The sequence below is a fragment of the Halorubrum sp. SD690R genome (assembly GCF_005435035.1).
Classification (GTDB): Archaea; Halobacteriota; Halobacteria; order Halobacteriales; family Haloferacaceae; genus Halorubrum; species Halorubrum ezzemoulense.
Genome location: NZ_SGTV01000002.1, coordinates 63491 through 87284, shown reverse-complemented (window position 1 = coordinate 87284; position 23794 = coordinate 63491). Strand labels below are relative to the sequence as shown.

The window sequence follows — 23794 nt, the reverse complement described above, 5'->3', positions numbered from 1 at the left end:
CCGCGGAGTGTCGCACGTATGAGCGATCCCTCCGGCTCGACGGCCGACTCGGCCGACGGGACCGGCGACGCCGCCACGGACCGGTCACTCTCCGACGACGACGGCGACCCCGATCCGCACGCCGGCGACGAACCGGACGCGGAGACGACCGCCGGGGCGTCGGGGGCGTCCGGAGACGAGGCGGACGCGACCGACGACGTGCCGCGGGATGTCCGCAAGTACGAGCGGTTCAAGAAGATGGACGGCGCGCGCTACGAGCGCGTCAACGAGTTCCTCCGCGACCGGACGTACATCACCGCCCGCGAGTGGGCGATCGCCCGGCTCTGCGCCGACTTCCGGACGGAGACCGGCGTCGAGATGACGAAGATCGGCGAGAACCTCCCGGAGCTCATCCCCTTCATGACCGACACGTACACGCCGCAGGCGGTGAACCAGGCGCGCTACTCCTTCGAGGAGAAGGTGACGAAGGCGGGGGCGACGTTCCTCTACGGCGCGATGTCCGGGTTCTTCACCGCCGAGGACTTAGACGAGATGATGTACGAGGTGACCGAGGTCGCGAAGTTCCTCCTGGAGGTCGAGGGCGTCGACCTCGCCGTCGCCGACGAGTTGGAGGCCGAAGACAGGATCAGCGAGGTGATGCGCGAGGTGCGCGCCTCCTCGGCCGACCTCCGGGGCGAGGAGGTGCGCTGCCCCGAGTGCGGCCACGTCCACGAGCCGGCAGAAGAGTGACCATGGACCACTTTCCGGAAGCGATCAACGCGACGCCCGACCCGACCCTCGTCGTCGACGGCGACGGGGTCGTCCACGCCGGGACGCCGAGCGTTGAGACAGTGTTCGGGCTCGATCCGGACGACCTCTCCGGCCGAGCGGTCGGCGACGTCTTCGAGGATCCGACCGAACTGGACTGGGGACGCGTCGCGTCGCCGCCCCCCGTCGCCGACCGAGACGACGGCGAAGCGGGCGCAGCCGGAGACGCGGAGGGGGTTGCGCCGGGGGGTGCCGAGGGGAGCGCACCCGGAGACGGCGAGGAGAGTGCCCCCCTTGGCGGCGAGGAGGCGAGAGCCGAACGAGACGGGTCTCGACACGACGTGACGGCGCTGATCGAGACGACGCGCGCCGGCGAGGCGCGGTCGATGGCGGACGGGTTCGAACTGGCCGTGCGCCGCGGGGACGGCGTCCTCGTCCCGGTTCGGGTCAGCGTCGGCCCGTTCGAGCTCGGTGGCGACCCGTACGCGGTCGTCACGGCGATCGACGTCACGAACGAGCGAACGCGGCGGCTGGCGCTCCAGCGCCGCACGAAGACGCTCGAATCCCTCCACGAGGCGACCAGAGAGCTGCTGAAGACGACCGACAGGGAGACGGCCGCCGAGGCGGCGGTGTCGTACGTCGACGACGTGCTGGGCCACCCGATCGCCGCGATATGGCTGTACGACGAGCGGGAAAACGCGCTCGAACCGATCGTCTGGACGGACACCGCGGACGACGTCGTCGGCGAGCATCCGACGTTCGCGGCCGACGAGCCGAGCATCACCTGGGAGGTCTTCGAGAGCGGCGAGCCGACGTACGTCGCGGACGTCCACGACGACCCCGACCGCCACAGCGACGACGCCACGATCCGGAGCGAGCTCGTCGTCCCGCTCGGGCGGTACGGCGTGTTGAACGTCGGCGCGACGGCCCCGGAGGCCTTCGACGACTCCGACCTCGCGGTGGCGCGCATCTGGGCGGCGACGGTGACGATGGTGCTGGTCCGCATCGAGCGCGAGCGGCAGCTCCGGCGGCGCGAGGCGGAGATCGCGCGCGAGCGCGACCGGTTAGAGGAGTTCGCCAGCCTCGTGTCGCACGACCTCCGAAGTCCGCTCAACGTCGCCACCGGGAACCTCGAGATCGTCACGGAGCGGCTCGCGGAGGAGTCGGTCGACGTGGAGGAGCTGGGCGCGGTCGAGCGCTCGCTCGACCGGATGGACGTACTCATCGAGGACCTGCTCGCGCTGGCGCGGCAGGGCGCCAGCATCGACGAGACCGAGCCCGTCGCGCTGCCCGACCTCGTCGCGGAGTGCTGGGAGACCGTCGACACCGAGTCGGCGACGATCGCGGTCGAGACGGACGCCGTCGTCGCCGCGGACCGCAGCCGCCTGCGACAGGCCCTCGAGAACCTCATCGCCAACGCGGTCGCCCACGCCGGACCCGACGTGGCGGTCACGGTCGGGGCGCTCGACGACGGCTTCTACCTCGAAGACGACGGCCCCGGCGTCGACCCCGGAGACCGCGGAGAGGTGTTCGAGGCGGGCGTGACGACGGACCACGACGGGACCGGGTTCGGACTGAAGATCGTCGCCGAGGTCGCGGAGGCGCACGGCTGGGCGGTCGAGCTCGCCGAGAGCGAGGCCGGCGGGGCCCGGTTCGAGTTCCGCGGCGTCGACCTCGACCCGGGCGACGGGTAGGCGGGCGGAGGCGCGGGCCGAGCGCGCCCGTCAGTCGTCGGCGGGCGCCGCGCCGGCCGGGTCGAGCCCGTCGCCGTGACCCGGGACGGTGCCGTCGTCGTTCCAGCCGCGGAGCGCGTAGTACTCGGAGAGCGCCGCGTCGAACCCGTCGATGGCGTCGGCGTACGGGAGCGTGTCGTCGCTCCGGTCGAAGCCGCGGGCGTTGTTGAACGCGCGCTCTAACTCGACGACCCGGGCGCCGAGCGACTGGAGGTCGTCGTAGTCGGCGTCGAGCAGCGCCGCGAGCCGGTCGTCGGTCACGGTTCCCCGCGAGAACTTACAGACCACCGCCGAGTCGAGGACCGCGTTGCGGTTCTCCTTCGCGACGAGCTTCGGCGGCTTCCCGTCGAGGCCCTGCGGGTCGAACGCCTCGTCGGGGTCGACGAGCGGGTACTCGTACGGGTAAAACTCCCCGTACATGTGGTCCGCGCCGCGGTTCGCGGTCGCGAACGCGAGTCCCTGCCCGTTGAGCGCGCGGCCGTCGTGGCCGGAGAAGGCCATCCCCTTGACCGTCCAGTCGTCCGCGCCGAACTCCTCGTGTGCGCGGTGGACGCCCTCCGCGAGCTTGTCGCCGACGCCCTCGCGATAGGCGATCTGCTCGACGAGCGAGTGGACGAGGTCCGCGTTGCCGAACTCGTCTTCGCTCTCTAAGAACATGGAGACGACGTCGCCACAGGAGATGGTGTCCATCCCGAGCTCGTCGCACAGCTCGTTGGCGCGCATCACGTCGACCACGTCGTCGACGCCCGCGTTCGAGCCGAACGCCATCACCGTCTCGAACTCCGGGCCCTCCGTCTCGACGCCGGTCGCCTCGTCGCGGGTGGGGAGCTTACAGGCGAACGCGCACTGCGAACAGGTCCCCTTCTCGTACTTCTTCTCCTCGACGCGGTCGCCGGAGATGCCCTCGACGCCCTCGAAGGAGGTCTCCGCGAAGTAGTACGACGGGAGGGCGTCGACCTCGTTCGCCAGCTCCGTCACGCTCGTCGTTCCCTGCCGTTTCATGATCGAGTCGGAGGTGGCCGCCTCGCGGTGGACCTCGGCCGCCTCGTCGGGCCAGTCGACCTCGATTTCGGCGTCCGCGTCGCCGGCGAACGTGAGCGCCTTCACGCCCTTCGCACCGAGGACGGCGCCCAGCCCGCCGCGGCCGAACGCCCGGGTGTCGGAGGTCATGACCGACGCGAAGCGGACCTCGTTCTCGCCCGCGGGCCCGACGCAGGCGACGTGTTCGGGACCGAGGTCGTGCGTCTCGGCGAGCCGATCGGAGACCGCCGACACCTCGGCCTGCTCCAGGTCGTCGACCGCCTCGAAGGTCACGTCCGGCTCGCCGTCCGGCCCGACCTCGCGGACGTGGACCGCGAGCAGGTCGTCGCTCACGCCCGTGATCTCGACGGCCGCGTACCCCGCGCCGGTGAAGTTTCGCGAGAGGAATCCCCCAGCGTTCGACGAGCAGAGGCCGTTCGTGAGCGGCGAGACGGCCGTGGCGGCCATCCGGCCGGTGTAGGAGGTCGTCGAGTACTGCATCGGACCCGTCGAGAGGAAGAGGCGGTTCTCCGGGCCGAGCGGGTCGGCGTCGAACGGGATCCGGTCGTACGCGAGCGACGTGTTGAGCCCGCGGCCGCCGACGAACGACGCCAGCCGGTCGTCGATCCGGGTCGTCGACGCGGTCCGCTCCGTCAGGTCGATCGTGAGGAGCGGGCCCTGTGCGTGTCTCATGGACGTACGGAGCGAGCGAGCGGCGATAAAACTCGGGGTGCGAGCGGCGCGTCCGTTACCACGGGGCGTCAGCGGTCGAGGACGTGGTGGGTCACGGCGTCGACGCCGGAGGCCGCCGTGTCGAGCGTCGCCACGCGGAACGCGTCGTCCGCGCCGTCGACCGGGATCGGGAGCCCGCCGGGGTTCACCCGGACGGTCCCGCCGTGCGCCTCGGCGCCGTGCGCGTGGGTGTGCCCGTAGAGCACGTAGTCGTAGTCGCCGCAGTCGACGAGCGCGTCGACGACGAGGTCGCTCGTGCCGTGGGTGACCGCGACGTCGACGGCGTCACCCGCTCCGTCTCCGCCGCCGAACGAGAGCGCGGCAGCCTCGCCGTGGTAGGTGCCGAACTCCTCGACGGTCGACTCGACCGCCCACTCGCCGTCGTTGTTCCCGCGGACCGCGTGGAACGCGAAGTCGGCGTCGAACGGGGTCACTGAGAAGGGCGCGACGAAGTCGCCGCAGTGGACGACCGCGTCGACCCCCTCGCGCTCGAACAGCGAGACGGCCGCCTCGACCGCGGCCGAGTCGTCGTGCGTGTCTGAGACGATGCCGATCAGCATACCGGCCGGTCGGCGGCGCGCCACTTCAACCCCCGCCTACTCGCCAGTCAGCGCCTCGCTCGCGGGCGCGAAGTCGATAGTCTGCCCCCGACCCTTCTCGCTCGCGCGCTCGTACAGCATGTGCGCGGCCGCGACCGTCTCGACGCCGGTGCCGCCGGAGTCGAAGACTGTCACCGCGTCGTCGCTCGCCCGGCCGGGGTGGTCGCCCGCGACGACCGCGCCGAGGTCGGCGGCGATCCCCTCGCCCGCCTCGATCAGGCCGGCCTCGACCGCGGCGAGGTACGAGCCGGCGTCCTGCGTCGCGCGCGCCCTCAGGTCGGGGACGTACGTCGCCCGAGCGACGAGCTCGGGCGGGAGCTCGTTCTTCGCCGGGTCGTACTGGCCCATCGCCGTGACATGAGTCCCCGGCTCCACGTCGGCGTCGGCGATCACGGGGTCGCTGGCGGTCGTCGCGGTGATGACCACGTCGGCCCCCGCCAGCGCGGCGCTCGCGCTCTCGACCGCGGTCACGTCGGCGGCGAGCCGGTCGCCGAAGTCAGCGGCGAACGCCTGGCGGTTCTCGCGGGTCGGCGAGAAGACGCGGACCGCCTCGAACTCGCGGACCGTGGCGGTCGTCGCGACCTGTCCGCGCGCCTGCGCGCCGCTGCCGATCACGGCGAGCTCGGTCGCGTCGTCGCGGGCGAGCGCGTCGACCGCGACCGCGCCCGCGGCGCCGGTCTTGAACGGGTTCATCGACGCGCCGTCGAGCAGCGCGAGCGGTTCGCCCGACTCGGCGTCGAACAGCGGCGTCATGAACCACGCGTCGCCCGCGCCGAACCCCGCCGAGTAGGTGTACCCGCCCATCGCGCCCGTCTCCGGGAGGAGGGCGGCGTAGGTGGTGAGCATGCCCGGCGGCTCGCGGTTGAGGAGCTTCGTCCGCGGCTCGGCGGGCGCTCCCTCGCCCACCTGTCGGTACGCGTCGCGCACGGCGGCGACGTAGTCGGCCGGGTCCGCGAGGTCGTCGACCTCGGAGCTAGTGAGGAACAGGGTCTCCGTCATAGTCGGCCACTCGTGGCGCGGGGACTAAACGGTACAGGACGCGGCGACCGGAAACGCGACGCCGCGGCGACCGGGAATCACTCCGCGCCTCAGTCGGCGGTGCCCGCCGAGGAACCGCCGCCCGCGGAGCGCTCGCCGGCGTCGCCGTCGAACGGCCGCCGTTCGGGGGCGCTGTCCGCGACTGGATTTCGGACGAACATCGCGTGAGCCATCACCGTGGCCGCGGCGACGGCACCGACCGGGAGCGCCGACGTCAACGACAGTCCGACCAGCGTGATCGAGGCGGTCACACCGATCAACGCCACCGGGATGAGCCCAAGCACGTAGTCGTAGTATCCAGTCATGCTTCCATTAGCTAGTAGTCGAAAATCCATATTAAATTTTTCCCGCGGTTCGGGAGCAGTTCGTTCGTGAACACGCGGATGTTACTCATAACTTATGGCTTGGCCCGAGGCTCCGTCGACTCGGGATGGGTAGTCGGCGAGAAGAGGGACCAGTGGGAAGAGAGGTCGAGGAGGAGAACGGCGAGCAAGGAGAGCAACACCACAGTCGGCCGGTCGACCGCGTCAGCGAGAAGCGAGGCGCCGCGGCCGGGCGCTCGGCGCACAGAGAGCGCGGGTGACTATCGGAACCGGAAGTAGAGGGCCCGCCAGCCGCCGAGGGCGACGGATCCCAACACGAGCATGACGGCGGCGAACGTGACTTCGGCCCCGCCGCGGAAGACAAACGCGCGCAGCGCGAGTCCGACGACCGCGGCCGGGATCCACGACCGGATCACGAGCGGGACCGAGGACTTCGCGGTCTCGACCGCGCCGGCGGAGTAGGCGCCCACGAGCGGCGCGACCACGACCCAGCCGATCAGGAAGGGAGCGAACACGCCCGCTAAGTACAGCGGGTTCGCGGTGAGGAACTCGACGGTCTGGTGGTTGAGCGTCCCGACGGTCAGTAACAGGATCAACGCGATCACGTCCCCGACGGCGAACGGCGCGGCGCCGCGGTCGAGGCGGGCGGCGAGAAACGGCGGAGCGTCCATACCGACCCCTGCGAGCCGGCCCCACTTTTACGCACGGATTCGTCCGCGCCGGTGCGGTCTCGCGACAGGGCGATCCCGCATCGGAGCGGTCGGTTACTCGTACAGCGGGTGCGCCTCGCAGAGCTCGACGACGCGCTCGCCGACCTCGTAGATGACGTCGTCGCTGTCGACGTCGTCGACGACGCGGTAGATCAGGTCGCCGACCTCCTCGATCGCGTCGGCGTCGAAGCCGCGGGTGGTGAGCCCGGCGGTGCCCGCGCGGATCCCCGAGGGGTCGAACGCCGACCGCGTCTCGCCGGGGACCGTGTTCCCGTTGAGGACGATGTTCGCGGCCGCGAGCGCGTCCTCCGCGTCCCCGCCGGAGAGGTCGGGGTGGGAGTCGCGCAGGTCGGCCAACACGAGGTGGTTGTCGGTCCCGCCGGAGACTAAAGAGAGCCCGTGCTCCTGAAGCGTCTCGGCGAGCACCTCCGCGTTGTCGACGACCTGCTGGGCGTACTTCTCGAACTCGGGCTCTAAGGCCTCCTTGAACCCGACCGCCTTGCCGGCGACGTTGTGCATCAGCGGGCCGCCCTGCCCGCCGGGGAAGACGGCCGAGTCGATGTCGTCCGCGAACTCCGCGTCGCACATCACGATCCCGCCGCGGCCGGCGCGGATCGTCTTGTGGGTCGAGCCCGTGACGAAGTCGACGACGCCGACCGGCGAGGGGTGGACGCCCGCCGCGACGAGCCCGGTGATGTGGGCGATGTCCGCGAGGTGGTAGGCGTCGACCGCGTCGGCCGCCGCCTGGATTTTCTCCCACTCGACGGCGCGCGGGTACGCGGAGTAGCCCGAGACGACGATGTCGGGGTCGAACTCCTCGGCGACCTCCCGGAGCCCCTCGTAGTCGATGTACCCCGTCTCGGGGTCGACCTCGTACTGCTCGACCTCGTACAGCTGCCCCGTGAAGTTCGCGGGGTGGCCGTGCGAGAGGTGGCCGCCGTCGTTGAGCTTCAGCGACAGGATCTTGTCTCCCGGTTCGAGGACGGAGTAGTACACCGCCTGGTTCGCCTGCGTGCCGGAGTGCGGCTGGACGTTGACGTGGTCGGCGCCCCAAAGCTCCTTCGCGCGCTCGATGGCCAGCTCCTCGACCTCGTCGGCGTACTCGCAGCCGGCGTAGTAGCGCGACCCGGGGTAGCCCTCGGCGTACTTGTTGGTGAGGACACTCCCCTGCGCCTCCAGCACCGCCTCGCTCACGTGGTTCTCGCTCGCGATCATCGCGAGCGTCTGCTCCTGTCTGTCGCGCTCGCCCGCCAGCGCGTCGGCGACCGCCGGATCGACCTCCCGGACGTGCTCGTGGTCCATGTGCGAACCCGGGCGCGACCGCGCATTAATCCTTCCGTCGCCGGCGCACGTGCGACCCCGCTCGCGTCCGCTGCCCCGAGCGCGCGACCCGCGGCGACCGGACGCGAGGCCGCCTCGCGTCGACTGTGCTTGGGTAACCCCGATCTACCGAATTTACCCGCCTCAAGCACGCTTATCGGGTTATTCGTTCCATGAACCCCGTTAATATTAAATACGCAACCGGCTTTCATACCGAGAGACAAATGGTATCGAATTTACTGGCGGCCGACGTCGAGGCCGCGCTCGAAGCGGCCTTCGACGGGGACGACGACGAGCTGCTCGTCGTGGACCCCGCCGCAGAGACGATCGTATCGCTGGTCGAGACGGCCGTCGGGTGGGACGACCTCCCGAAGCTGTCGATGCTCGCCGACGAACGCACCCTGAAGGATGTGCTCGACGACTTCGTCGTCGCGTCCCGGGCCGCGGACCTCGTCGCCGACGGCGGCCTGGACATCCGAGTGTTGGACGGGGAGGTCGACAACGCCCTGTTCGTCTCGCCCTCTCGGGTCGTCGCCCTGGTCACCGCGGGGGAGGGCGTCGCCGCGCTCTCGACCGACGACGCGGAGTTCGTCGAGGAGGTGTACGAGACCCAGCGCGCCGCCTTCGACGACGCAGAGGCGTACGCGCTCCGCACGCCGGCGATCGCCCGGGTCCGCGAGACGCTGGAGTCCGAGATCGGTGAGGAGGCCCGGTCGGACTTCGACGCCGTCCTCGACGCGACCGAGCGCGACGACGGGGTGGACCTCGACGAGGTGACCGTCTCGCTGCTCGTCGCGGCGAAGAACGACGTGCTCCTCTACGACATCTCGAAGTGGGGCGAGGACGTCGGTATCGCCTCGAAGGCGACGTTCTCCCGGACGAAGACGCGCCTCGAAGATCAGGGGATCATCGACACGGAGAAGGTCCCGATCGACGTCGGCCGACCGCGGCTCCGCCTGAAGCTCGGCGACGACCGGCTCCGGGACATCGACGCCGCGGAGCTGGCCGCCGAGGCCGCCGAGATGCTGGCGGCGACGCCCGCCTGAGCGCGCCCGCGAGCGCTCTCGGACTCCCTCCGCGGACGCGCCGAACGAGCCGCCGCGCGCCGCGGACCCGCGGCTTTTTTTCGCCGCCTCGCGTCGACCGGGTATGGACATCGGACTTGTCGGCGACGGCCCCGCGGTCGAGGCCGCCGAGGCCGCGCTCGGCGACGTCGACGTGAACGCGATGCCGGTCGAGGCCGACCTCCTCGACGGATTCGACGCCGCGGTCGTCGTCGACACCGCCGGGTCGGCGACGTTCGGGGCCGCGGACGACATGCTCGATCGGTGGGTCGCGGTCGAGGTGGGTGGGCTCGGCGGCGTTCCCCTCGCCGACCTCGACGCCGCCGTGACCGTCTTCGACGACGCCTGCTACGACTGCCTGCGCGCCCGGGTCGAGAGCGGCGGGGCGGAGCCCGCCGACGCGCCGACCGGCCGCCGGTCCGCGGTGCGCTACGCCGGCGCGGTGGCCGGACGCCGGACGATCCGGCTCCTGGCGGGCGACCCGGTGGCGGACACGGTCGTCGAGGTGCCGGGCGGCGAGCGGACCCTCCTCCCGATACCGGGGTGCGGCTGCGGCGACGGCCCCGGGGACGCGCTCCCGCGCGACCACGCCGACCGCGGCCTCGACGAGGCGATCGACCGGGCGGAGCGCGCCGTCGACCGCCGGATCGGCGCGCTGGCGGAGGTCGGCGAGCAGGAGTCGTTCCCCGTGCCGTACTACGTCGCGCGGGTCGCGGACACCACCCCGTTCTCCGACGCCGACGCGGCGGACTTCGGCGGTGGCGCGGCCGCCGACTGGGACGCCGCGTTCATGAAGGCGCTCGGCGAGGGGCTAGAGCGGTACGCGGCGGGCGTCTACCGCGAGGCGTCGTTCACACGCGCGCCGGCCGCGAACGTTCCGAACCCGGTCACCCCGGACGCGTTCGTCCGCCCCGACGGCGCCGAGGCGTACGACCGCGACGACCGGCTCCCGTGGGTCCGCGGCGAACGACTCGGGACGGGCGAACCGGCGAGCCTCCCGGCGGAGTTCGTTCACTTCCCGCCGCCGGAGCGGCGGTACCGGCCGCCGATCACGACCGGGCTCGGCCTCGGTAGCTCGGGTCCGGACGCCGCGCTCTCCGGGCTGTACGAGGCGATCGAGCGCGACGCGACGATGACGAGCTGGTACTCCACGACGGAGCCGCTCGGGCTCGACGTCAACGACCCGGGCTTCGCCGAACTGGAGAAGCGAGCGCGGGCGGAGTCGCTGTCGGTGACGCCGCTGCTCGTCACGACCGACGTGGACGTGCCCGTCGTCGCGGTCGGGGTCAGCCGCGAGGGCGACTGGCCGCGGTTCGCCGCGGGGTCGGGCGCCGACCTCGACCCGGCCGCGGCGGCGCGGAGCGCGCTCGCCGAGGCGCTCCAGAACTGGACCGAGCTCCGCTCGATGGGGCGGGAGGCGGCCGACGAGCAGGGGGCGGCGATCGGCCACCACGCCGACCTGCCCGGGGAGACGGCCGCGTTCTTCGACCCGGACGCGTCCGTCTCGGCCGAGGGGCTCGGGGAGCCGGAGCTGACGGGCGAGGCCGAGCTGTCGGCCGTCGTCGACCGCGTCGAGGCCGTCGGGCTCGACCCGTACGTCGCCCGGGTGACGACCCGCGACCTCGCTGCGGTGGGCTTCGAGGCCGCGCGGGTGCTCGTGCCGGGCGCACAGCCGCTGTTCACCGGCGACCCGTTCTTCGGCGACCGCGCCCGCGAGGTGCCGCGGTCGATGGGGTTCGAGCCCGCGCTCGACCGGCCGTACCACCCGTTCCCGTGACTGCGGCTGGGTCGGAGACGCCGATGGTGCGGTCCGACCCTCCCGGCGCCGACTGCCCGTGCCCGCGGATTTAGGTGGCTCGGGGTCGCGGGGGACCGTATGGACGTCGCACCCGACGCGGACGCGGAGGCGGTCGAGGCGGTCGACGGCGTGTTCCTCACGCAGGGGGCCGTCGGCGACGACGTGAGCATCCAGCGGTTCGAGATCGAACCGGGCGAGACGGTGCCCGAACACGACCACCCGCACGAGCAGGTCGGCGTGATCACGGCCGGGCGGCTGACGTTCGTCGCGGACGGCGAGGAGCGCGTCGTCGGCCCCGACGACACCTACGTGATCCCCGGCGGCGAGCCGCACGCGGCCGAGAACCGGACGGACGAGCCGGTCGTCGGCTTCGACATCTTCTCGCCGCCGCGGGCGAATCCGGACTGGGGGGAGTAGACGGCCGCGGGAGTCGTCGGAGCGGGGGCGGGTCCGAGGAGGTGCCGGGCGGTCCGAGGCGCAAGTCGCCGCGGGGCGGATCCGGGGGGTACCCCGCCGCGGACCGGCCGATATCGCGCGTCTGCGATACCCGCAAGACGTACCGGACCGAAGGTGTGTTAGTGCTCGGGGCCTGATAACAGATAATGGGAGTCCACGAACAGTACCCGTTCGATGTGGAGGCGCTCCGCGCCGATTTCCCGATCCTCGATCGGCAGGTCGGCGGCGACCCGGAGACGGCCGGCGAGGGCGCGGGCGACGACACCCCGCTGGTCTACCTCGACAACGCAGCGACCTCGCACACGCCCGACCCGGTCGTCGACGCCATCTCCGACTACTACCGGAGCTACAACGCGAACGTCCACCGGGGGATCCACCAGCTGAGCCAGGAGGCCTCCGTCGCGTACGAGGAGGCCCACGACGCGGTCGCCGACTTCATCGGCGCGGCGGGCCGCGAGGAGATCGTCTTCACCAAGAACACGACCGAGGCGATGAACCTCGTCGCGTACGCCTGGGGGCTGGAGGAGCTCGGCCCCGGCGACAACGTCGTCCTCTCCGAGATGGAACACCACGCCTCGCTCGTCACCTGGCAGCAGATCGGCAAGCGGACGGGCGCCGACGTGCGCTTCATCGACGTCACCGACGAGGGGCGGCTCGACATGGACCACGCGGCGGAGCTCGTCGACGACGACACCGAGATGGTGTCGGTCGTCCACGTCTCGAACACGCTCGGCACCGTGAACCCGATCGGGGAGCTGGCCGACCTGGCCAACGATCACGGCGCGTACGTCTTCGCCGACGCCGCGCAGTCGGTGCCGACGCGCCCGGTCGACGTCGACGAGCTCGACGTCGACTTCCTCGCCTTCTCCGGCCACAAGATGTGCGGCCCGACCGGGATCGGCGTCCTCTACGGTCGCGAGGAGATCCTCGACGAGATGAGCCCGTACCTCTACGGCGGGGACATGATCCGGCGCGTCTCCTTCGAGGACTCCACGTGGGAGGACCTGCCGTGGAAGTTCGAGGCCGGAACCCCATCCATCGCTCAGGGGATCGGCCTCGCGGCCGCGATCGAGTACGTCGAAGCGATCGGTATGGACCGGATCGAGGCCCACGAAGACCTGCTGGCCGAGTACGCCTACGACGAACTCGACGAACTCGGCGGCGTCGAGATATACGGCCCGCCCGGGGACGACCGCGGCGGCCTCGTCGCGTTCAACGTCGACGGCGTCCACGCCCACGACCTCTCCAGCATCCTCAACGACTACGGCGTCGCGATCCGAGCCGGGGACCACTGTACGCAGCCGCTCCACGACGAGATGGGCGTCGCCGCCTCCGCGCGCGCCTCCTTCTACTTCTACAACACCGTCGAGGAGGTCGACGCCCTGGTCGACGCGGTCCGGGAGGCGCGCGACCTGTTCGCCTGAGGCCTCTCGGCCGGCGGCGTTCGACGCCGTAACGGGCCCTTCGGCGACGCTCGATCCCGTCAACGGGCACTCCGGCGTGAGCCGCGCGCCCACGGCGTCGCGCCGCGTGCGGCCCAGAGAGAGAGAAATCCTCCGTACGTCCGGGAATTTTCACCTAATACTACCGGATAATCACGTTTGATGGGCGTGACAACGGTGATCGCGGAATTATTATACCGTTCCCGCGGCTACCATTGGTAGAAGGATTACAACCGTCGTAGTAAGTTATTCTTCGACGAGTCGTCGCCAGCGCCACAACCCATGACCGACCAGACACCGCCGTCCGAAACACACGCGGACACGACCGCAGCCACCGACCGAGTCGAAACGACCGTCAGCGAGGAGAACCGCGAAGCGCCGATCGCCGTCCTCCAGATCGAGCCCGACGCCCGCTCCGCGGAGCTCTTCGAGACGTTCGCCGAGCGGATCACGGACCGCGTCCACGTCCGGTCCGTGAAGCGCCTCGCCGACGGGGTCGACGCCATCGAGACCGGCATCGAGGTCGGCGGCGAGCGGGTCGCGGTCGACTGCGTCGTGACCGAACAGCGGCTCCCGGACGGGCACGGCGTCGACCTCACCGAACGGTTGCGCGAGGTCGACCCGGCGCTCCCGGTCGTGTTCCACAGCACGTGTCCGAGCGAGGAGTGCGAGGCGGCGGCGTTCGGCGCCGGCGCGGACGCCTACTTCGAGAAGGGATCCGACCGCGGGCGATACGACGCGATCCTCGACCGGATCCGCGCGCTCGCCGACGCGCAGCGCAGGGAAGAAGGGGGCACGGGAACGGCTGCGACGCCGCGGACCGCCGGTTCGACCGGAGAGACGCTCCGCTCGGAAGAGTGAACTCGACGGGCTGGGCGGGAGGAGACGCCGCGCCGGTCGAGCGCCGTTGAGGACGCGTTACCGTTCGAGATCGACGGTGAGGTCGGTCGCGATCCACGCGTCGGTGTTGCCCTGTTCGGCGAAGACGGTCCGCTCCTCCGAGCAGCGGGTCGCGGCGACCGTCGGTCGCTCCTCGGTCGCCGGCTCGGCGTCCGGCTCGATCCGGTCTCCCGTTGTCATTACACCCCGCTCAGGGAGCGGCGGGCATATAGATTTCGGTCGGCCTAAACCAGCGGCGGCGATCCGGGCGGGGGATCGGAGGGCCTTACGTCGCGGCGGTCGTGCGCCGATCCGTGACCGACACGCTGTTCACGCCGCTTTCGCTTCGCGACGCCGAGTTCCGGAACCGCATCATGCTGTCGCCGATGTGTCAGTACTCCGCCGACGACGGCCTGGCCACCGACTGGCACCGAGTCCACCTCGGCGCCCGCGCCGCCGGGGGCGCCGGAGTCGTGATGACGGAGGCGACCGCGGCCGAGGCCCGCGGACGGATCACGCCGGACTGCCTCGGGATCTGGTCCGACGAGCACGCCGAGGCGATCGAACCGATCGTCGAGTTCGTCCGGTCGCAGGGTGCGGCGCCGGGGATCCAACTGGCACACGCCGGTCGGAAGGCCTCACACCGGCCGCCGGCCGAGGGGGGCGACCCCATTCCGGGAGACGAGGCGGACGGGTGGGAGACCGTCTCCGCGACCGGCGAGCCCTACCCCCACGCGGAGGTCGGCGAGGACGGACTCGCCGACACCCGCCGGCTGGACGAGGCGGGGATCGACGAGGTGATCGACGCGTTCGCGGCCGCCGCGGAACGCTCGCGCGACGTCGGGTTCGAGGTCGCGGAGGTCCACGCGGCCCACGGCTACCTCCTCCACCAGTTCCTCTCGCCCGTCACCAACGACCGCGACGACGAGTACGGTGGAAGCTTCGAGGACCGCACGCGACTCCTGCGCGAGGTCGTCGCGGCCGTCCGCGACGTCTGGCCGGACGGGAAACCCGTCTTCGTCCGCATCTCCGCGACCGACTGGCTCCCCGACCGCGAGTCGTGGGACGTGGACGACTCGGTGCGGCTGGCCCCCCTCCTCGCCGACGCCGGCGCCGACCTGATAGACGTCTCCGGCGGCGGCATCCACCCGGACCAGGAGCTCCCGAGCGCGGGGCCGGGATACCAGGTGCCGTACGCCGAGGCGATCCGCGAGGGGACCGACGTGCCCGTCGCCGCGGTCGGCGGGATCACGGAGCCGACCCACGCCGACGCCCTCGTGCGGAACGAGCGGGCCGACCTCGTGGCGTTGGGCCGCGAGCTGCTCCGCCATCCGCACTGGCCGCTAGAGGCCGCCCACGAACTCGGCGCGGACGTCGAGTGGCCGGTCCAGTACCGCCGCGGCCGGTTCGACTAAGCCGGCCGCGCGACCGGCCGCGGGCGGCGGTGGCGTGAGAACCACACGCAGGCGCCGGGAACACTTATGAGGCTCCCGGGTGCCGACGGCGTATGGGCGACCTCGACTACCGGCCCTTCCCGGAGAAGCGCGAGGACGAGTTCAGCGCGTTCATGCGGTACGCCTTCTCTCCCGAGCAGGGGCCGTACGACCCCGAGGCCGACGACGACGACCGCGAGCACCTCGCCGAGTACCGGGGGCTGTTCGACGGCGAGGAGGCGGTCGCGGTGTGCGGCCACCACGACTTCACGCTCCGGATCCGCGGGCGCGACCGTGACGCCGCCGGCCTCTCCGCGGTCGCCTCCCCGCCGGAACACCGGCGCCAGGGTCACATCGAGCGGCTCCTCCGCGAGTCGCTGACGGAGTACCGGGAAGACGAGATTCGGTACTCCGTGCTGTGGCCGTTCGAACACCCCTTCTACCGCCGGTACGGGTGGGGGACGGTGAGTCGATATCGGTGGGTGAAGACGCCGCCGGAACAGTTGGCGTTCGCGGCCGACGCGACTGACGGAGGTGACGAAACGGGGAAATTCCGGCGGCTCGACGAGGGCGACTACGAGGCGGCGGCAGACCTCCTCGCCGCGACCGCGGACCGGTACGACTTCACGATGGCGCGGACGGCGGCGTGGTGGCGCGAGAACATCCTCCGCGGGTGGCAGACCGATCCCTTCGTCTACGGCCTCGGACGGGACGACGACCTCCGCGCGCTGCTGTCGTACACGTTCACCGAGCGCGACGACGGCGACGGGAAGGCGATGGTCGTCTCCGACGCCGCCGTCGCCGACCCGTCCGCGTGGGACGAGGTGTTCCGCTTCTGTCGGGACCACGACTCGCAGGTCGAGCGCGTCCGGCTCCGCCTCCCCGCGGACGTGAGCCTCCTCGACCGCGTCGACGACCCGCGGGCGGTGACCGAGGAGGTTCGCGCCGGACCGATGTTCCGGCTCGTCGATGTCCCTGCGGCGCTGCGAGAGCTGGCCCCCGACCCGGATCTCGACGCCGAGTTCACGCTCGCGGTCGACGACCCGCTCGTCGACTGGCACGACCGACCGATCCGGGTGACAGTCGCGGGCGGCGAGATCGACGCCGAGCGGGTCGACGCCGGCGGAGACCCCGGAAGCCCGGACGACGCCGACGTAGCGGCGGGAATCGGCCCGCTCTCGCAGCTGTACGCCGGGTACCGCGGCGTCGACGACCTCCGGGCGCACGCCGCGCTGGACGTCGGCGACGACGCTTTCGGCGAGGGGCTCGCCGCCGACCTCGGCGCACTCTTCCCGCCGCGGCCGACGTTCCTGCGCGAGGCCTTCTGACCGGCGGCGGTGCGGCCGGTCTGGGCCGGGCGCGACCGCTGCCGGGCTTTTTATCCGCGCGCGCCGTAGCAGGTGGCATGAGTTCCCGCGACCGACGCGACGACGATCTCGAGGAGCGGCTCGACGAGCTCGAGGACGTGCTGGGCGAGCTCCGGGCCGACCTCCGAGAGAGCGAGCGCGACCGCCGGGGTCCCCCGCGGCCGCCGCGGCTCTCGGAGCTGGTGCGGTTCACCGAGCAGTACACCATCCCGACGGTCATCGCGCTGCTGGAGACGACGATCAAGTCGCTCGAACTGCTCCGGGGGACGCTCCGGCTCGCGGACCCGGGGCGGAGCGTCGCCGAGGGCGCAGAGGGGGCGGGCGACCGCCTCGCGGACGTGCGCGACGGCGCGACTGCCGGGCTCTCGCGCTCCCTCTCGGAGCTGCGGACCGCGCTCTCGGAGGCCGACCTCCCCGAGGACGCCGCCTCGCGCTCGATCATCGCCGACGCGCGCGACCTCACCGCGGAGATCGAGTCCCGCATCGACGAGGGGCGCCGCGAGGCGGACGCGGCGCGCGACCGGCGGCTGGGCGGCGACCCCGACGGCGACCGCAACGCGCGGAGCCGAGGGGACGCCGAGGAGCGGTCCGACCGAGGCGACGGCGCGAACCCCGTCCGGATCGACGTGACCGAACCCGGCGAGAGCGACGACGCGGGCGACGAGGCGCCCGGTGAGGGCGATGCGAGCGGTGACGCCGCCGACGAGCCGCCGGAGGTCGACGTGGAGTCCGAGCTGGAGTCGATCAAACAGCAGGTCGACGGCGACGCGGCCGAGACGAGCGGCGATGCGGCCGACGCGAGCGACGACGCGCCCGGAGCGGACGACGAGGGCGCGGCCGGCGGAGCGAACTGAGCCGCGAAGTCAAAAGGACGCGCCGAGGCGGTCGGCGACGCGCTCGGCCGAGTCGAGGAGCAGCGCCGCATCGTCGGTGAACACCTCCAGCGCGACCGTCCCGCCGAAGCCGTCGAGCTCGGACGCGACGAGGTCGTAGTCGACCTCGCCGGCCCCGACCGGGAGGTGGGTGTCGCCGCGGCGGCGCACGTCGTGACAGTGGAGGTGCGAGATCCGGTCGCCGTGGCTGCGGAGGAACCGCCTGATCGCCTTGTTGCCGCCCTCCATGTACGCGTGGCCCACGTCGAAGCAGATCGGCGTGTCGGTCTCGCGGGCGAGGTCGCCGAGGACCGAGAGCTGGAGCCCCGCGTGCTGGTGGCCGACGTTCTCGACGACGACCTCGACGCCCGCCTCGCGGCCGACGTCGGCGACGCGCCGGAGCTGGTCGGCCGCGGTCTCGCGGAACGCCACGTCGTCGCGGTCGGCGGAGGTGGCGTGGAGGACCGCCTTCTCCGCGCCGAGGTCGCCGGCCGCGGTCAGGAGCCGGCGCTGGTAGTCGACGATGGCGTCGTTCACCTCGGGGACGTAGCTGGCCAGTCGCTGGCTGTACGGCAGGTGGACGAGCAGGTCGCGGCCGCCGAGCGCGTCCGTCAGGCGGCCGGGGTCGACCTCGTCCGGCACGAGCGTCGGCTCGCCGACGCCGAGTTCGCAGAAGTCGAACCGCGCCGGCGACGCCGCGAGGCGGTCGAGGTCGTCACCGACCGTCACGCCGATGTCCATGTCGGCGGTGGGTGCGGCGAGCTTTTATAAATAGCGGCGTGGGTTCGGTGGCGCAGTTGCGACCGAACGCGGCCGCTCCACGGCCAGTCCGCTCGGATACCCGGAATCGCGTCTGTCAGTACCGGTCCGGCGCCGAATCCACGTACCCCTTCAGCGCGATTGGAACCACGAAGAAGCCGATTACACAGGTTATCGTCACCACGATCTGATCCGGCCTCGGGAGGTCTCCGAGCACGATGAGCAACGTCAACGACGCGCCGAGGTAAAGGAACGCGATCGCCCATCGAACGACGGGGTTCGCCAGCAGCCGAACGGTGTTCACGATCGGAGTCGTATGTGGTCTCTGTACGAAACGTTTGGCTTCGATCTGACCGCTTTCGGGGGGGAAAGCGGCCGCTCGGAAACTGTGCTCGAACGGACTCAGCCGATCTCGCACCGGGCTTAGCGCGGGGGAATTCAGCGTTCGGCCCGCAGTGAACAGGCGAGGGTATCGCCGACTCGAAGGGCGGACCGAGAGTCACAGGAGCGGTGCCGAGACGAACGCTCGACGACGCCTCAGTCGTCCGCGAGCGGGTTGTCGAGGTCGATGTCGCCGGCGTCGATCTCCGCTTCGACCTCGCGGACCGCGGTCACCATGTTCTCCGTCTTGCCGTACGCGATGTCGCGCGGGAGGAGCTTCAGCCCGCAGTCGGGCGAGATCGTGAGCTTCTCCGGCGGGACGACGCGGAGGCCCTGTCGGATGTTCGCTTTGATCTCCTCGACCGGCTCGACCTCGGCGGTGTGGGCGTCGACGACGCCGAGCGCGAGGTCGGGCTCGAACTCGGGGTCGGTGAACGTCGGGATCTGCTCGAAGTCGCCGTTACATAGCTCCACGTCGAACTCGTCGATCGGGTAGTCGTTGATCTCGGGGTAGATCCGCGAGTAGTCGCCGTAGCAGACGTGGAGGCCGATCCGGACGTCCTCGTCGATGCCCGAGACGATGCGTTCGAGCGCCTCGCCGACGATGGCGTGGTCCTCCGGCGTCGTCGCCAGCGCGGGCTCGTCGATCTGGATGTAGCGCGCGCCCGCCTCGACCAGCTTCTCGACCTCCTCGTTGACGAGGTCCGCGAGGTCGTACACGAGTTCCTCGGTGGAGGGGTACGCCTCGTTGAACGCCCAGAAGCCGAGCGTGTACGGCCCCGTGATCGGGACCTTCACCGGGCGCTCTGCGGCGTTCGAGGTGAACTCGAACTCGTCGACGAGCCACGGCTCGTCGTACGCGACCTCCTCGGCCACGCTCGGCTTGTCGAAGTAGTTGTGGCCCCACACCTTCACCGGCCCGTTGAACTCGTAGCCGTCGATGCGGTCGGCGAAGAACTCCACCATCTCGTTGCGGCGCATCTCGCCGTCGACGACCGTGTCGAGCCCGGCGCGCTCGTGTTCGTGCGTGATGAGCCGACAGGCGTCGTCGTGCGCCTCTTCGAGGTCGGACTCGTCGAACTTCGAGTCGGGGTCGTCGACGAGCTCGTCGGCGCGGTTGAGCCACTTCGGCTTCGGGTACGAGCCGACGACGGTCGTGAGCAGGAACGCGTCGTTCGGGTGGTCGTCCGGACGGAACTGGTCGCGGTTGGCGGACGGGTTTCGGACCATTAATCGAGCACCTCCGCGGCGTCGGCGAGGGCGTTCAGCTTCGCGCGGTACTTGTTCGTCGGCAGGTAGAACAGCTCGGTGTTCGGCGTGAGGTACGTCCGGTCGAACCCCTCCAGCGGGATCTGCGACTCGAACCACTCGACGCGCTCCGCGATCGTCTCCGGCTCCTCGACCAGCGTGTTCTGCCCGTCGACGAGCCCGAGCGACAGCGAGTCGGTCGAGCCGAACTCCTGGACGTTGTAGACGGTGTCGTCCCGGTCGCCGGCGACGAGGTCAAGCCCGAGCGCGTCCGCGCCCGCCTCGTCGACGAGGTGCGCGTACAGCTTCTCGCCGAGCGCGCCGTAGAACGTCTGGACGACCACGTCGGCGTCGGTCGCGTCGGCGACCGTCGAGATGGCGTCCGTCGCGCCCGCCTCCTCGCCCTCGGCGGGCGGGTTCGTGACGAGCGACGGTTCGAGGAGGAACAGCGTCTCGTGGTCGGGGAACGCCTCGACCTCGCCCGCGAGGAACTCGGCGATGGCGGCCTGGAAATCGGCCTCGTCGCCGCGGTGTTCGTCGGTCGCGAGGTCGGCGAGCGAGTACGGCCCGGGAAGCGTCGCCGCGAGCGACGCGTCGTCGACCCCGTCGGCGTCGGCGAGCAGGTCGGTCGCCTTCTCCAGTTCGCCCGCCACGTCGCCCGAGAAGTCGAGCTCGTCGACGACGCGCGGGTCCCGGTAGAAGTTGTTGTTGTCGTAGTACCGGACGATGCCGCCGGTCTCGACGGCGTCGCTGACGGTCAGCGGGTGCGCGATCATGTCGTCCCAGCGGCCCTGCCCCTCGGAGATCAGGTCGAGGCCGGCGTCCAGCTGGTCGTCGACGTACTCGGCGCGCACCTCGTCGTACGCCGCCACGATCGCCTCGCTCTCGTCGCCGCTCAGGAGGTCCCCCTTCTGGTGGCCCTTCAGGTCCGAGAGCGTCTCTTTCGCCCGGTCCGGGAGCGGATACAGCCCCGGCGTCGCCGCGACACGTTCGGTCATCACCGATCGTTGGATATACCGTCGTATAATATTTGCTAATGCGCGTTATGTTTTATAGTAATCAGTTGCCGAGCGACCCCGCTACGCCCGACGCAACGCCAGTACCGTGAGCGTCTCGAAGGGGAACGACTCCTCGACGACGACCTCGTGGTCGAACCCGGCGTCCTCGATGAGTGCGAGCACCTCCTCGTACCCGGTGAGCGAGGAGACGAGCAGGAGGACGACCCCGCCCGGCGCGAGGACGCGCCCCACGTCGGCGAGGAACGGTTCGATGAGTTCCCGGCCGGACTCGCCGCCCGAGAGCGCGTGTTCCATCCAGTCGCTCCACTCGTTTTCGGGGTCGGTCGGGAGGTACGGCGGGTTGAAACACACCGTGTCGAACGCGTCCGCGCGGAACGGCGAGAGCAGGTCGGCGACGACGGCCCCGACGCCGCGGTCGCGCGCCTGTCGCGCGGCGTGCGGATTGAGGTCGCTGCCGACCACGTCGAGGTCGCGCTCGCTCGCCACCCGCGCGGCGACCCAGCCCGACCCCGTTCCGACCTCCAGCACGCGGCCGCGCGCCTCCGCGACCGCCGCCTCCGCGAGCAGGCCGGAGTCCTCGGCCGGCTGGTAGACGACGGCGTCGTCGAGACCCCGGCGCGCCGCGAGGTCGCCCTCGCTCGCGTCGTCGGTCATCGGTCGGCCTCCCCGGCGTCGCCGTCGGTCGCTTCGCCGGCGTCGTCGGCGTCGACATCGGCGCCGTTCGGGTCGGCGGAGCCGGGCCGCGTCGCCGCCCGGCCCTCGACCGCCGCGTCCAACTGCGGCCCGGAGGCGCCCTCGGCGCGAGCGGAGAGCGTCTGCTGCGGGAACGGGATGACGATCCCCTCGTCCTCGAGCGCGCCCTTCATCGCGTTCATCGCGGCGGTCCGGGTCCGCCAGCGCTTCCGCATGCTCGGGTTGCGGATCCAGTAGCGCAGGCCGAGGACGACCGCGGAGTCGTCGAAGCGCTTCGTCACGGCGTTCGGCTCGGGCATCTCGGCGACATCCTCGACGCCCGCGACCGCCTCCTCGACGACCGCGACCGCGCGCTCGACGTCGGTGTCGTAGTCGACGCCGACCTCGACCTCCACCCGGAGCCGGTTCCGCCGCGATCGGTCGACGATCGACCCCGACCGGACCTCGTCGTTCGGCATCGTGATCACCTCGCCGTCGAACGACCGGAGCCGTGTGCTCATGATCGATATCTCGGTGACGGTCCCCTCGTGGTCGCCGATCTCGACCCAGTCGCCGACCTCGAATGGCCGGGAGAACATCAGCACGAACCCGGCCAGTATCGCCCCGAGCGTCTGGCGGGCCGCCATGCCGACCACGATGCCGAGGAACCCCGCGCCGACGAGGAGGCTGCCGACGTTGTCGGTGAACAGCCCCACCACCGCGAGGACCGCCGACGTGTAGACGGTCAGCTGCGTGATTCGCAGGATCACCTCCTGCTGGTGTTGCGAGATCGACGCGCTCTCCGCACCGATCTCGCGGATGACGCCCCCGAGGAAGTCGGTGAGCGCGTACGCGATAGCCAAGAGGATCACGCTGAGGACGACGTTCGACACCTGATCGGCGCTGAGCGCCGACTGCGCCGTCTCGAAGAGCGCGCCGCTCCGGTCCCACACCGCGATCAGCGTGATCGCCCCTGCGGCGGTGGCGACGCCGACCCCCGCCGACAGCAGGAGCCGCTGGGTGGAGGAGAGGTCTCGGTCGCCGTGGCGCAGCCGTCGCGTGAGGTACCGGACGATCAGCACGGCGGCGACGATACCCGCGGAGGCGGCGAACCGCTCCGCGTTGCCCGTGAGCGCGCGCTGAACCGCCGCCACGAGGCCGATCCACCCGGTCATGTCACGCCCCCGTGGGCGAGCCGCGCTCGCGGGCCAGCTCCGCCAGCGCGGCGAACGCCGCCGGGTCCAGCTTCCCCGGGCGACTGCGCAACAGCTCCTCGTCGGCCGCGTCGACGACGGCCTCCGGCTCGTCGAGCCCGGAGATGTGCGCCGTGTTCCGCACCGCGTTCCGCACCGTCTTGCGCCGCTGGGTGAACAGCGCCTTCACGAACCGGAGGAAGAACGCCTCGTCGCCGACGACGTAGTCGGGGTCCCGCGGCGCACAGCGCACGACGGCGCTCTCGACGGCCGGCTGCGGGTCGAACGCCTCCTTCGGGACGCGCTCGACGATCTCTACGTCGGCGTAGTGCTGCGCCGACACCGAGAGGCGGCCGTACTCGGACTCGCCCGCCGACGCCACCATCCGGTCGGCGAACTCCGCCTGGAACATCAACACGAGCGGCTTCTTCTCGGGGAGCAGGCGGAAGGCGATCTCCGAGGAGACGCCGTACGGGAGGTTGGCGACGCAGGCCGAGAACGGCGGGAGGTCGACGTCGAGCGCGTCGCCCTCGACCACGTCGAGGAGGCCGTCGGCGACGGCGGCGGCGAACTCCTCGCGGAGGAAGTCGGCGAACGCCCTGTCGCGCTCGATCACGGTGACGCGGCCGGAGTCCGCGGTCCCGTCGGCCGTCGCCGCCGCCAGCAGGCGGTCCGTGAGCGCGCCCGCGCCGCCGCCGATCTCGAGGAGGTGACTCCCGTCGGCGTCGGCCGGGAGGTAGCCGGGGATCCGGTCGAGGACCCGGTCGTCGACGAGGAAGTGCTGGTCGCGGTCGGGGTCCGCCCGCGCGCCGGCCCGCCGCGCGAGCGCGTCGGGATCGCGGCTCCCGTAGCCGGCGGCTTCACCCGTCGGTGAGTCGGTCATGGCCGGGATACACGCGGTGTTCGGGTAAAAGTCTCGTTTCGGGGGCGTCGCGGCGGCGGATCGCGGCGACTCCCGGTCGTGCCCACGGTCGCGGGGGGCACGGGCC

The 23794-nt window shown here is 71.3% G+C and carries 25 protein-coding genes; 11 read left to right on the top strand and 14 right to left on the bottom strand.

The genetic code is table 11. The annotated features are described in order from the left end of the window. The first annotated feature begins 18 nt into the window (after window positions 1–18). Both EXE41_RS01815 and EXE41_RS01810 read left to right on the top strand, forming a co-directional pair. Entirely contained in the window at window positions 19–729 is a 711-nt protein-coding gene (locus EXE41_RS01815) for a DUF5806 family protein (protein WP_086215660.1), read from the top strand. Next, window positions 726–2441 (top strand): GAF domain-containing protein, encoded by a 1716-nt coding sequence (locus EXE41_RS01810; RefSeq protein WP_137690157.1) that lies wholly within the window; start codon window positions 726–728, stop codon window positions 2439–2441. The genes EXE41_RS01815 and EXE41_RS01810 overlap by 4 nt, the downstream gene beginning before the upstream one ends. 30 nt (window positions 2442–2471) lie before the next feature. On the opposite strand, the gene EXE41_RS01805 is transcribed toward EXE41_RS01810, so the two are convergent. From EXE41_RS01805 to EXE41_RS01790, 4 genes are all read right to left on the bottom strand, one after another. Then, window positions 2472–4193 (bottom strand): aldehyde ferredoxin oxidoreductase family protein, encoded by a 1722-nt coding sequence (locus EXE41_RS01805; RefSeq protein WP_137690156.1) that lies wholly within the window; start codon window positions 4191–4193, stop codon window positions 2472–2474. A gap of 68 nt (window positions 4194–4261) precedes the next feature. Continuing rightward, window positions 4262–4792: a YfcE family phosphodiesterase gene (locus tag EXE41_RS01800; protein WP_137690155.1), complete on the bottom strand. Its 531-nt coding sequence runs from the start codon at window positions 4790–4792 to the stop codon at window positions 4262–4264. 36 nt (window positions 4793–4828) lie between these two features. Beyond that, entirely contained in the window at window positions 4829–5830 is a 1002-nt protein-coding gene (locus EXE41_RS01795) for an ornithine cyclodeaminase family protein (RefSeq protein ID WP_137690154.1), read from the bottom strand. 89 nt (window positions 5831–5919) lie between these two features. Continuing rightward, entirely contained in the window at window positions 5920–6174 is a 255-nt protein-coding gene (locus EXE41_RS01790) for a hypothetical protein (protein ID WP_137690153.1), read from the bottom strand. Window positions 6175–6326: 152 nt separating this feature from the next. Here EXE41_RS01790 and EXE41_RS19850 point away from each other — a divergent pair, with 152 nt between their 5' ends. Then, entirely contained in the window at window positions 6327–6452 is a 126-nt protein-coding gene (locus tag EXE41_RS19850; protein ID WP_256370411.1) for a hypothetical protein, read from the top strand. Here the strand turns inward: EXE41_RS19850 and EXE41_RS01785 are convergent, their stop codons facing one another. Together EXE41_RS01785 and glyA are read right to left on the bottom strand one after the other, a co-directional pair. Beyond that, window positions 6453–6863 carry a DUF3054 domain-containing protein gene (locus tag EXE41_RS01785; protein WP_049930450.1) on the bottom strand — a complete coding sequence of 137 codons (411 nt, stop codon included), beginning with the start codon at window positions 6861–6863 and terminating at the stop codon, window positions 6453–6455. It abuts the gene before it with no gap. Window positions 6864–6956: 93 nt separating this feature from the next. Beyond that, window positions 6957–8204, bottom strand: coding sequence for a serine hydroxymethyltransferase (gene glyA / locus EXE41_RS01780; protein WP_137690152.1), 1248 nt, complete (start codon window positions 8202–8204; stop codon window positions 6957–6959). Window positions 8205–8446: 242 nt separating this feature from the next. Between glyA and tbsP the strand changes: the two genes are divergently transcribed. The 5 genes from tbsP (at window position 8447) to EXE41_RS01755 (ending at window position 13843) form a co-directional block, all read left to right on the top strand. Continuing rightward, window positions 8447–9268 (top strand): transcriptional regulator TbsP, encoded by an 822-nt coding sequence (gene tbsP, locus EXE41_RS01775; RefSeq protein WP_137690151.1) that lies wholly within the window; start codon window positions 8447–8449, stop codon window positions 9266–9268. A gap of 103 nt (window positions 9269–9371) precedes the next feature. Beyond that, entirely contained in the window at window positions 9372–11063 is a 1692-nt protein-coding gene (locus EXE41_RS01770; protein WP_137690150.1) for a YcaO-like family protein, read from the top strand. Between the two features lie 99 nt (window positions 11064–11162). Beyond that, window positions 11163–11501, top strand: a complete 339-nt coding sequence (locus tag EXE41_RS01765) for a cupin domain-containing protein (protein WP_086219552.1) — start codon at window positions 11163–11165, stop codon at window positions 11499–11501. Between the two features lie 185 nt (window positions 11502–11686). Beyond that, on the top strand, window positions 11687–12964 hold the full coding sequence (locus EXE41_RS01760) for an aminotransferase class V-fold PLP-dependent enzyme (RefSeq protein WP_086215652.1): 1278 nt from the start codon (window positions 11687–11689) through the stop codon (window positions 12962–12964). Between the two features lie 300 nt (window positions 12965–13264). Next, complete coding sequence (locus tag EXE41_RS01755; RefSeq protein WP_086219550.1) at window positions 13265–13843, top strand: response regulator; 579 nt, start codon at window positions 13265–13267, stop codon at window positions 13841–13843. Between the two features lie 57 nt (window positions 13844–13900). Here EXE41_RS01755 and EXE41_RS19180 read toward each other — a convergent pair whose 3' ends face one another. Next, window positions 13901–14062, bottom strand: coding sequence for a hypothetical protein (locus tag EXE41_RS19180; RefSeq protein ID WP_167373079.1), 162 nt, complete (start codon window positions 14060–14062; stop codon window positions 13901–13903). Window positions 14063–14175: 113 nt separating this feature from the next. Here EXE41_RS19180 and EXE41_RS01750 point away from each other — a divergent pair, with 113 nt between their 5' ends. The 3 genes from EXE41_RS01750 to EXE41_RS01740 all read left to right on the top strand — a co-directional run bounded on the left by EXE41_RS01750 (window position 14176) and on the right by EXE41_RS01740 (window position 17515). Further along, complete coding sequence (locus EXE41_RS01750) at window positions 14176–15276, top strand: NADH:flavin oxidoreductase/NADH oxidase (RefSeq protein WP_137690149.1); 1101 nt, start codon at window positions 14176–14178, stop codon at window positions 15274–15276. A gap of 92 nt (window positions 15277–15368) precedes the next feature. Continuing rightward, window positions 15369–16622, top strand: coding sequence for an enhanced intracellular survival protein Eis (eis, locus tag EXE41_RS01745; RefSeq protein ID WP_137690148.1), 1254 nt, complete (start codon window positions 15369–15371; stop codon window positions 16620–16622). Between the two features lie 77 nt (window positions 16623–16699). After that, on the top strand, window positions 16700–17515 hold the full coding sequence (locus tag EXE41_RS01740; protein WP_137690147.1) for a hypothetical protein: 816 nt from the start codon (window positions 16700–16702) through the stop codon (window positions 17513–17515). 9 nt (window positions 17516–17524) lie between these two features. Here the strand turns inward: EXE41_RS01740 and EXE41_RS01735 are convergent, their stop codons facing one another. The 7 genes from EXE41_RS01735 to EXE41_RS01705 form a co-directional block, all read right to left on the bottom strand. Then, on the bottom strand, window positions 17525–18274 hold the full coding sequence (locus EXE41_RS01735) for a sugar phosphate isomerase/epimerase (RefSeq protein WP_137690146.1): 750 nt from the start codon (window positions 18272–18274) through the stop codon (window positions 17525–17527). 115 nt (window positions 18275–18389) lie between these two features. After that, on the bottom strand, window positions 18390–18596 hold the full coding sequence (locus tag EXE41_RS01730) for a hypothetical protein (RefSeq protein ID WP_233125165.1): 207 nt from the start codon (window positions 18594–18596) through the stop codon (window positions 18390–18392). Window positions 18597–18829: 233 nt separating this feature from the next. Then, complete coding sequence (locus EXE41_RS01725; RefSeq protein WP_137690145.1) at window positions 18830–19903, bottom strand: methionine synthase; 1074 nt, start codon at window positions 19901–19903, stop codon at window positions 18830–18832. Then, window positions 19903–20919 carry a 5-methyltetrahydropteroyltriglutamate--homocysteine methyltransferase gene (locus tag EXE41_RS01720; protein ID WP_137690144.1) on the bottom strand — a complete coding sequence of 339 codons (1017 nt, stop codon included), beginning with the start codon at window positions 20917–20919 and terminating at the stop codon, window positions 19903–19905. The genes EXE41_RS01725 and EXE41_RS01720 overlap by 1 nt, the downstream gene beginning before the upstream one ends. A gap of 81 nt (window positions 20920–21000) precedes the next feature. Beyond that, window positions 21001–21594, bottom strand: a complete 594-nt coding sequence (locus tag EXE41_RS01715; protein WP_094553121.1) for a HemK2/MTQ2 family protein methyltransferase — start codon at window positions 21592–21594, stop codon at window positions 21001–21003. Then, window positions 21591–22787 (bottom strand): mechanosensitive ion channel family protein, encoded by a 1197-nt coding sequence (locus EXE41_RS01710; RefSeq protein WP_049930427.1) that lies wholly within the window; start codon window positions 22785–22787, stop codon window positions 21591–21593. The genes EXE41_RS01715 and EXE41_RS01710 overlap by 4 nt, the downstream gene beginning before the upstream one ends. A gap of 1 nt (window position 22788) precedes the next feature. Then, window positions 22789–23688, bottom strand: coding sequence for a 16S ribosomal RNA methyltransferase A (locus EXE41_RS01705; protein WP_137690143.1), 900 nt, complete (start codon window positions 23686–23688; stop codon window positions 22789–22791). Between the last annotated feature and the right edge of the window lie 106 nt (window positions 23689–23794).

Excerpts from the sequence above, each read along its gene's own strand:
- EXE41_RS01815 (WP_086215660.1), top strand. The coding sequence starts at position 19 with ATGAGCGATCCCTCCGGCTCGACGGCCGACTCGGCCGACGGGACCGGC.
- EXE41_RS01805 (WP_137690156.1), bottom strand. The coding sequence starts at position 4,193 with ATGAGACACGCACAGGGCCCGCTCCTCACGATCGACCTGACGGAGCGG.
- EXE41_RS01800 (WP_137690155.1), bottom strand. The coding sequence starts at position 4,792 with ATGCTGATCGGCATCGTCTCAGACACGCACGACGACTCGGCCGCGGTC.
- EXE41_RS01795 (WP_137690154.1), bottom strand. The coding sequence starts at position 5,830 with ATGACGGAGACCCTGTTCCTCACTAGCTCCGAGGTCGACGACCTCGCG.
- EXE41_RS01790 (WP_137690153.1), bottom strand. The coding sequence starts at position 6,174 with ATGACTGGATACTACGACTACGTGCTTGGGCTCATCCCGGTGGCGTTG.
- EXE41_RS01785 (WP_049930450.1), bottom strand. The coding sequence starts at position 6,863 with ATGGACGCTCCGCCGTTTCTCGCCGCCCGCCTCGACCGCGGCGCCGCG.
- glyA (WP_137690152.1), bottom strand. The coding sequence starts at position 8,204 with ATGGACCACGAGCACGTCCGGGAGGTCGATCCGGCGGTCGCCGACGCG.
- tbsP (WP_137690151.1), top strand. The coding sequence starts at position 8,447 with ATGGTATCGAATTTACTGGCGGCCGACGTCGAGGCCGCGCTCGAAGCG.
- EXE41_RS01770 (WP_137690150.1), top strand. The coding sequence starts at position 9,372 with ATGGACATCGGACTTGTCGGCGACGGCCCCGCGGTCGAGGCCGCCGAG.
- EXE41_RS01765 (WP_086219552.1), top strand. The coding sequence starts at position 11,163 with ATGGACGTCGCACCCGACGCGGACGCGGAGGCGGTCGAGGCGGTCGAC.
- EXE41_RS01760 (WP_086215652.1), top strand. The coding sequence starts at position 11,687 with ATGGGAGTCCACGAACAGTACCCGTTCGATGTGGAGGCGCTCCGCGCC.
- EXE41_RS01755 (WP_086219550.1), top strand. The coding sequence starts at position 13,265 with ATGACCGACCAGACACCGCCGTCCGAAACACACGCGGACACGACCGCA.
- EXE41_RS19180 (WP_167373079.1), bottom strand. The coding sequence starts at position 14,062 with ATGACAACGGGAGACCGGATCGAGCCGGACGCCGAGCCGGCGACCGAG.
- eis (WP_137690148.1), top strand. The coding sequence starts at position 15,369 with ATGGGCGACCTCGACTACCGGCCCTTCCCGGAGAAGCGCGAGGACGAG.
- EXE41_RS01740 (WP_137690147.1), top strand. The coding sequence starts at position 16,700 with ATGAGTTCCCGCGACCGACGCGACGACGATCTCGAGGAGCGGCTCGAC.
- EXE41_RS01735 (WP_137690146.1), bottom strand. The coding sequence starts at position 18,274 with ATGGACATCGGCGTGACGGTCGGTGACGACCTCGACCGCCTCGCGGCG.
- EXE41_RS01725 (WP_137690145.1), bottom strand. The coding sequence starts at position 19,903 with ATGGTCCGAAACCCGTCCGCCAACCGCGACCAGTTCCGTCCGGACGAC.
- EXE41_RS01720 (WP_137690144.1), bottom strand. The coding sequence starts at position 20,919 with ATGACCGAACGTGTCGCGGCGACGCCGGGGCTGTATCCGCTCCCGGAC.
- EXE41_RS01715 (WP_094553121.1), bottom strand. The coding sequence starts at position 21,594 with ATGACCGACGACGCGAGCGAGGGCGACCTCGCGGCGCGCCGGGGTCTC.
- EXE41_RS01710 (WP_049930427.1), bottom strand. The coding sequence starts at position 22,787 with ATGACCGGGTGGATCGGCCTCGTGGCGGCGGTTCAGCGCGCGCTCACG.
- EXE41_RS01705 (WP_137690143.1), bottom strand. The coding sequence starts at position 23,688 with ATGACCGACTCACCGACGGGTGAAGCCGCCGGCTACGGGAGCCGCGAT.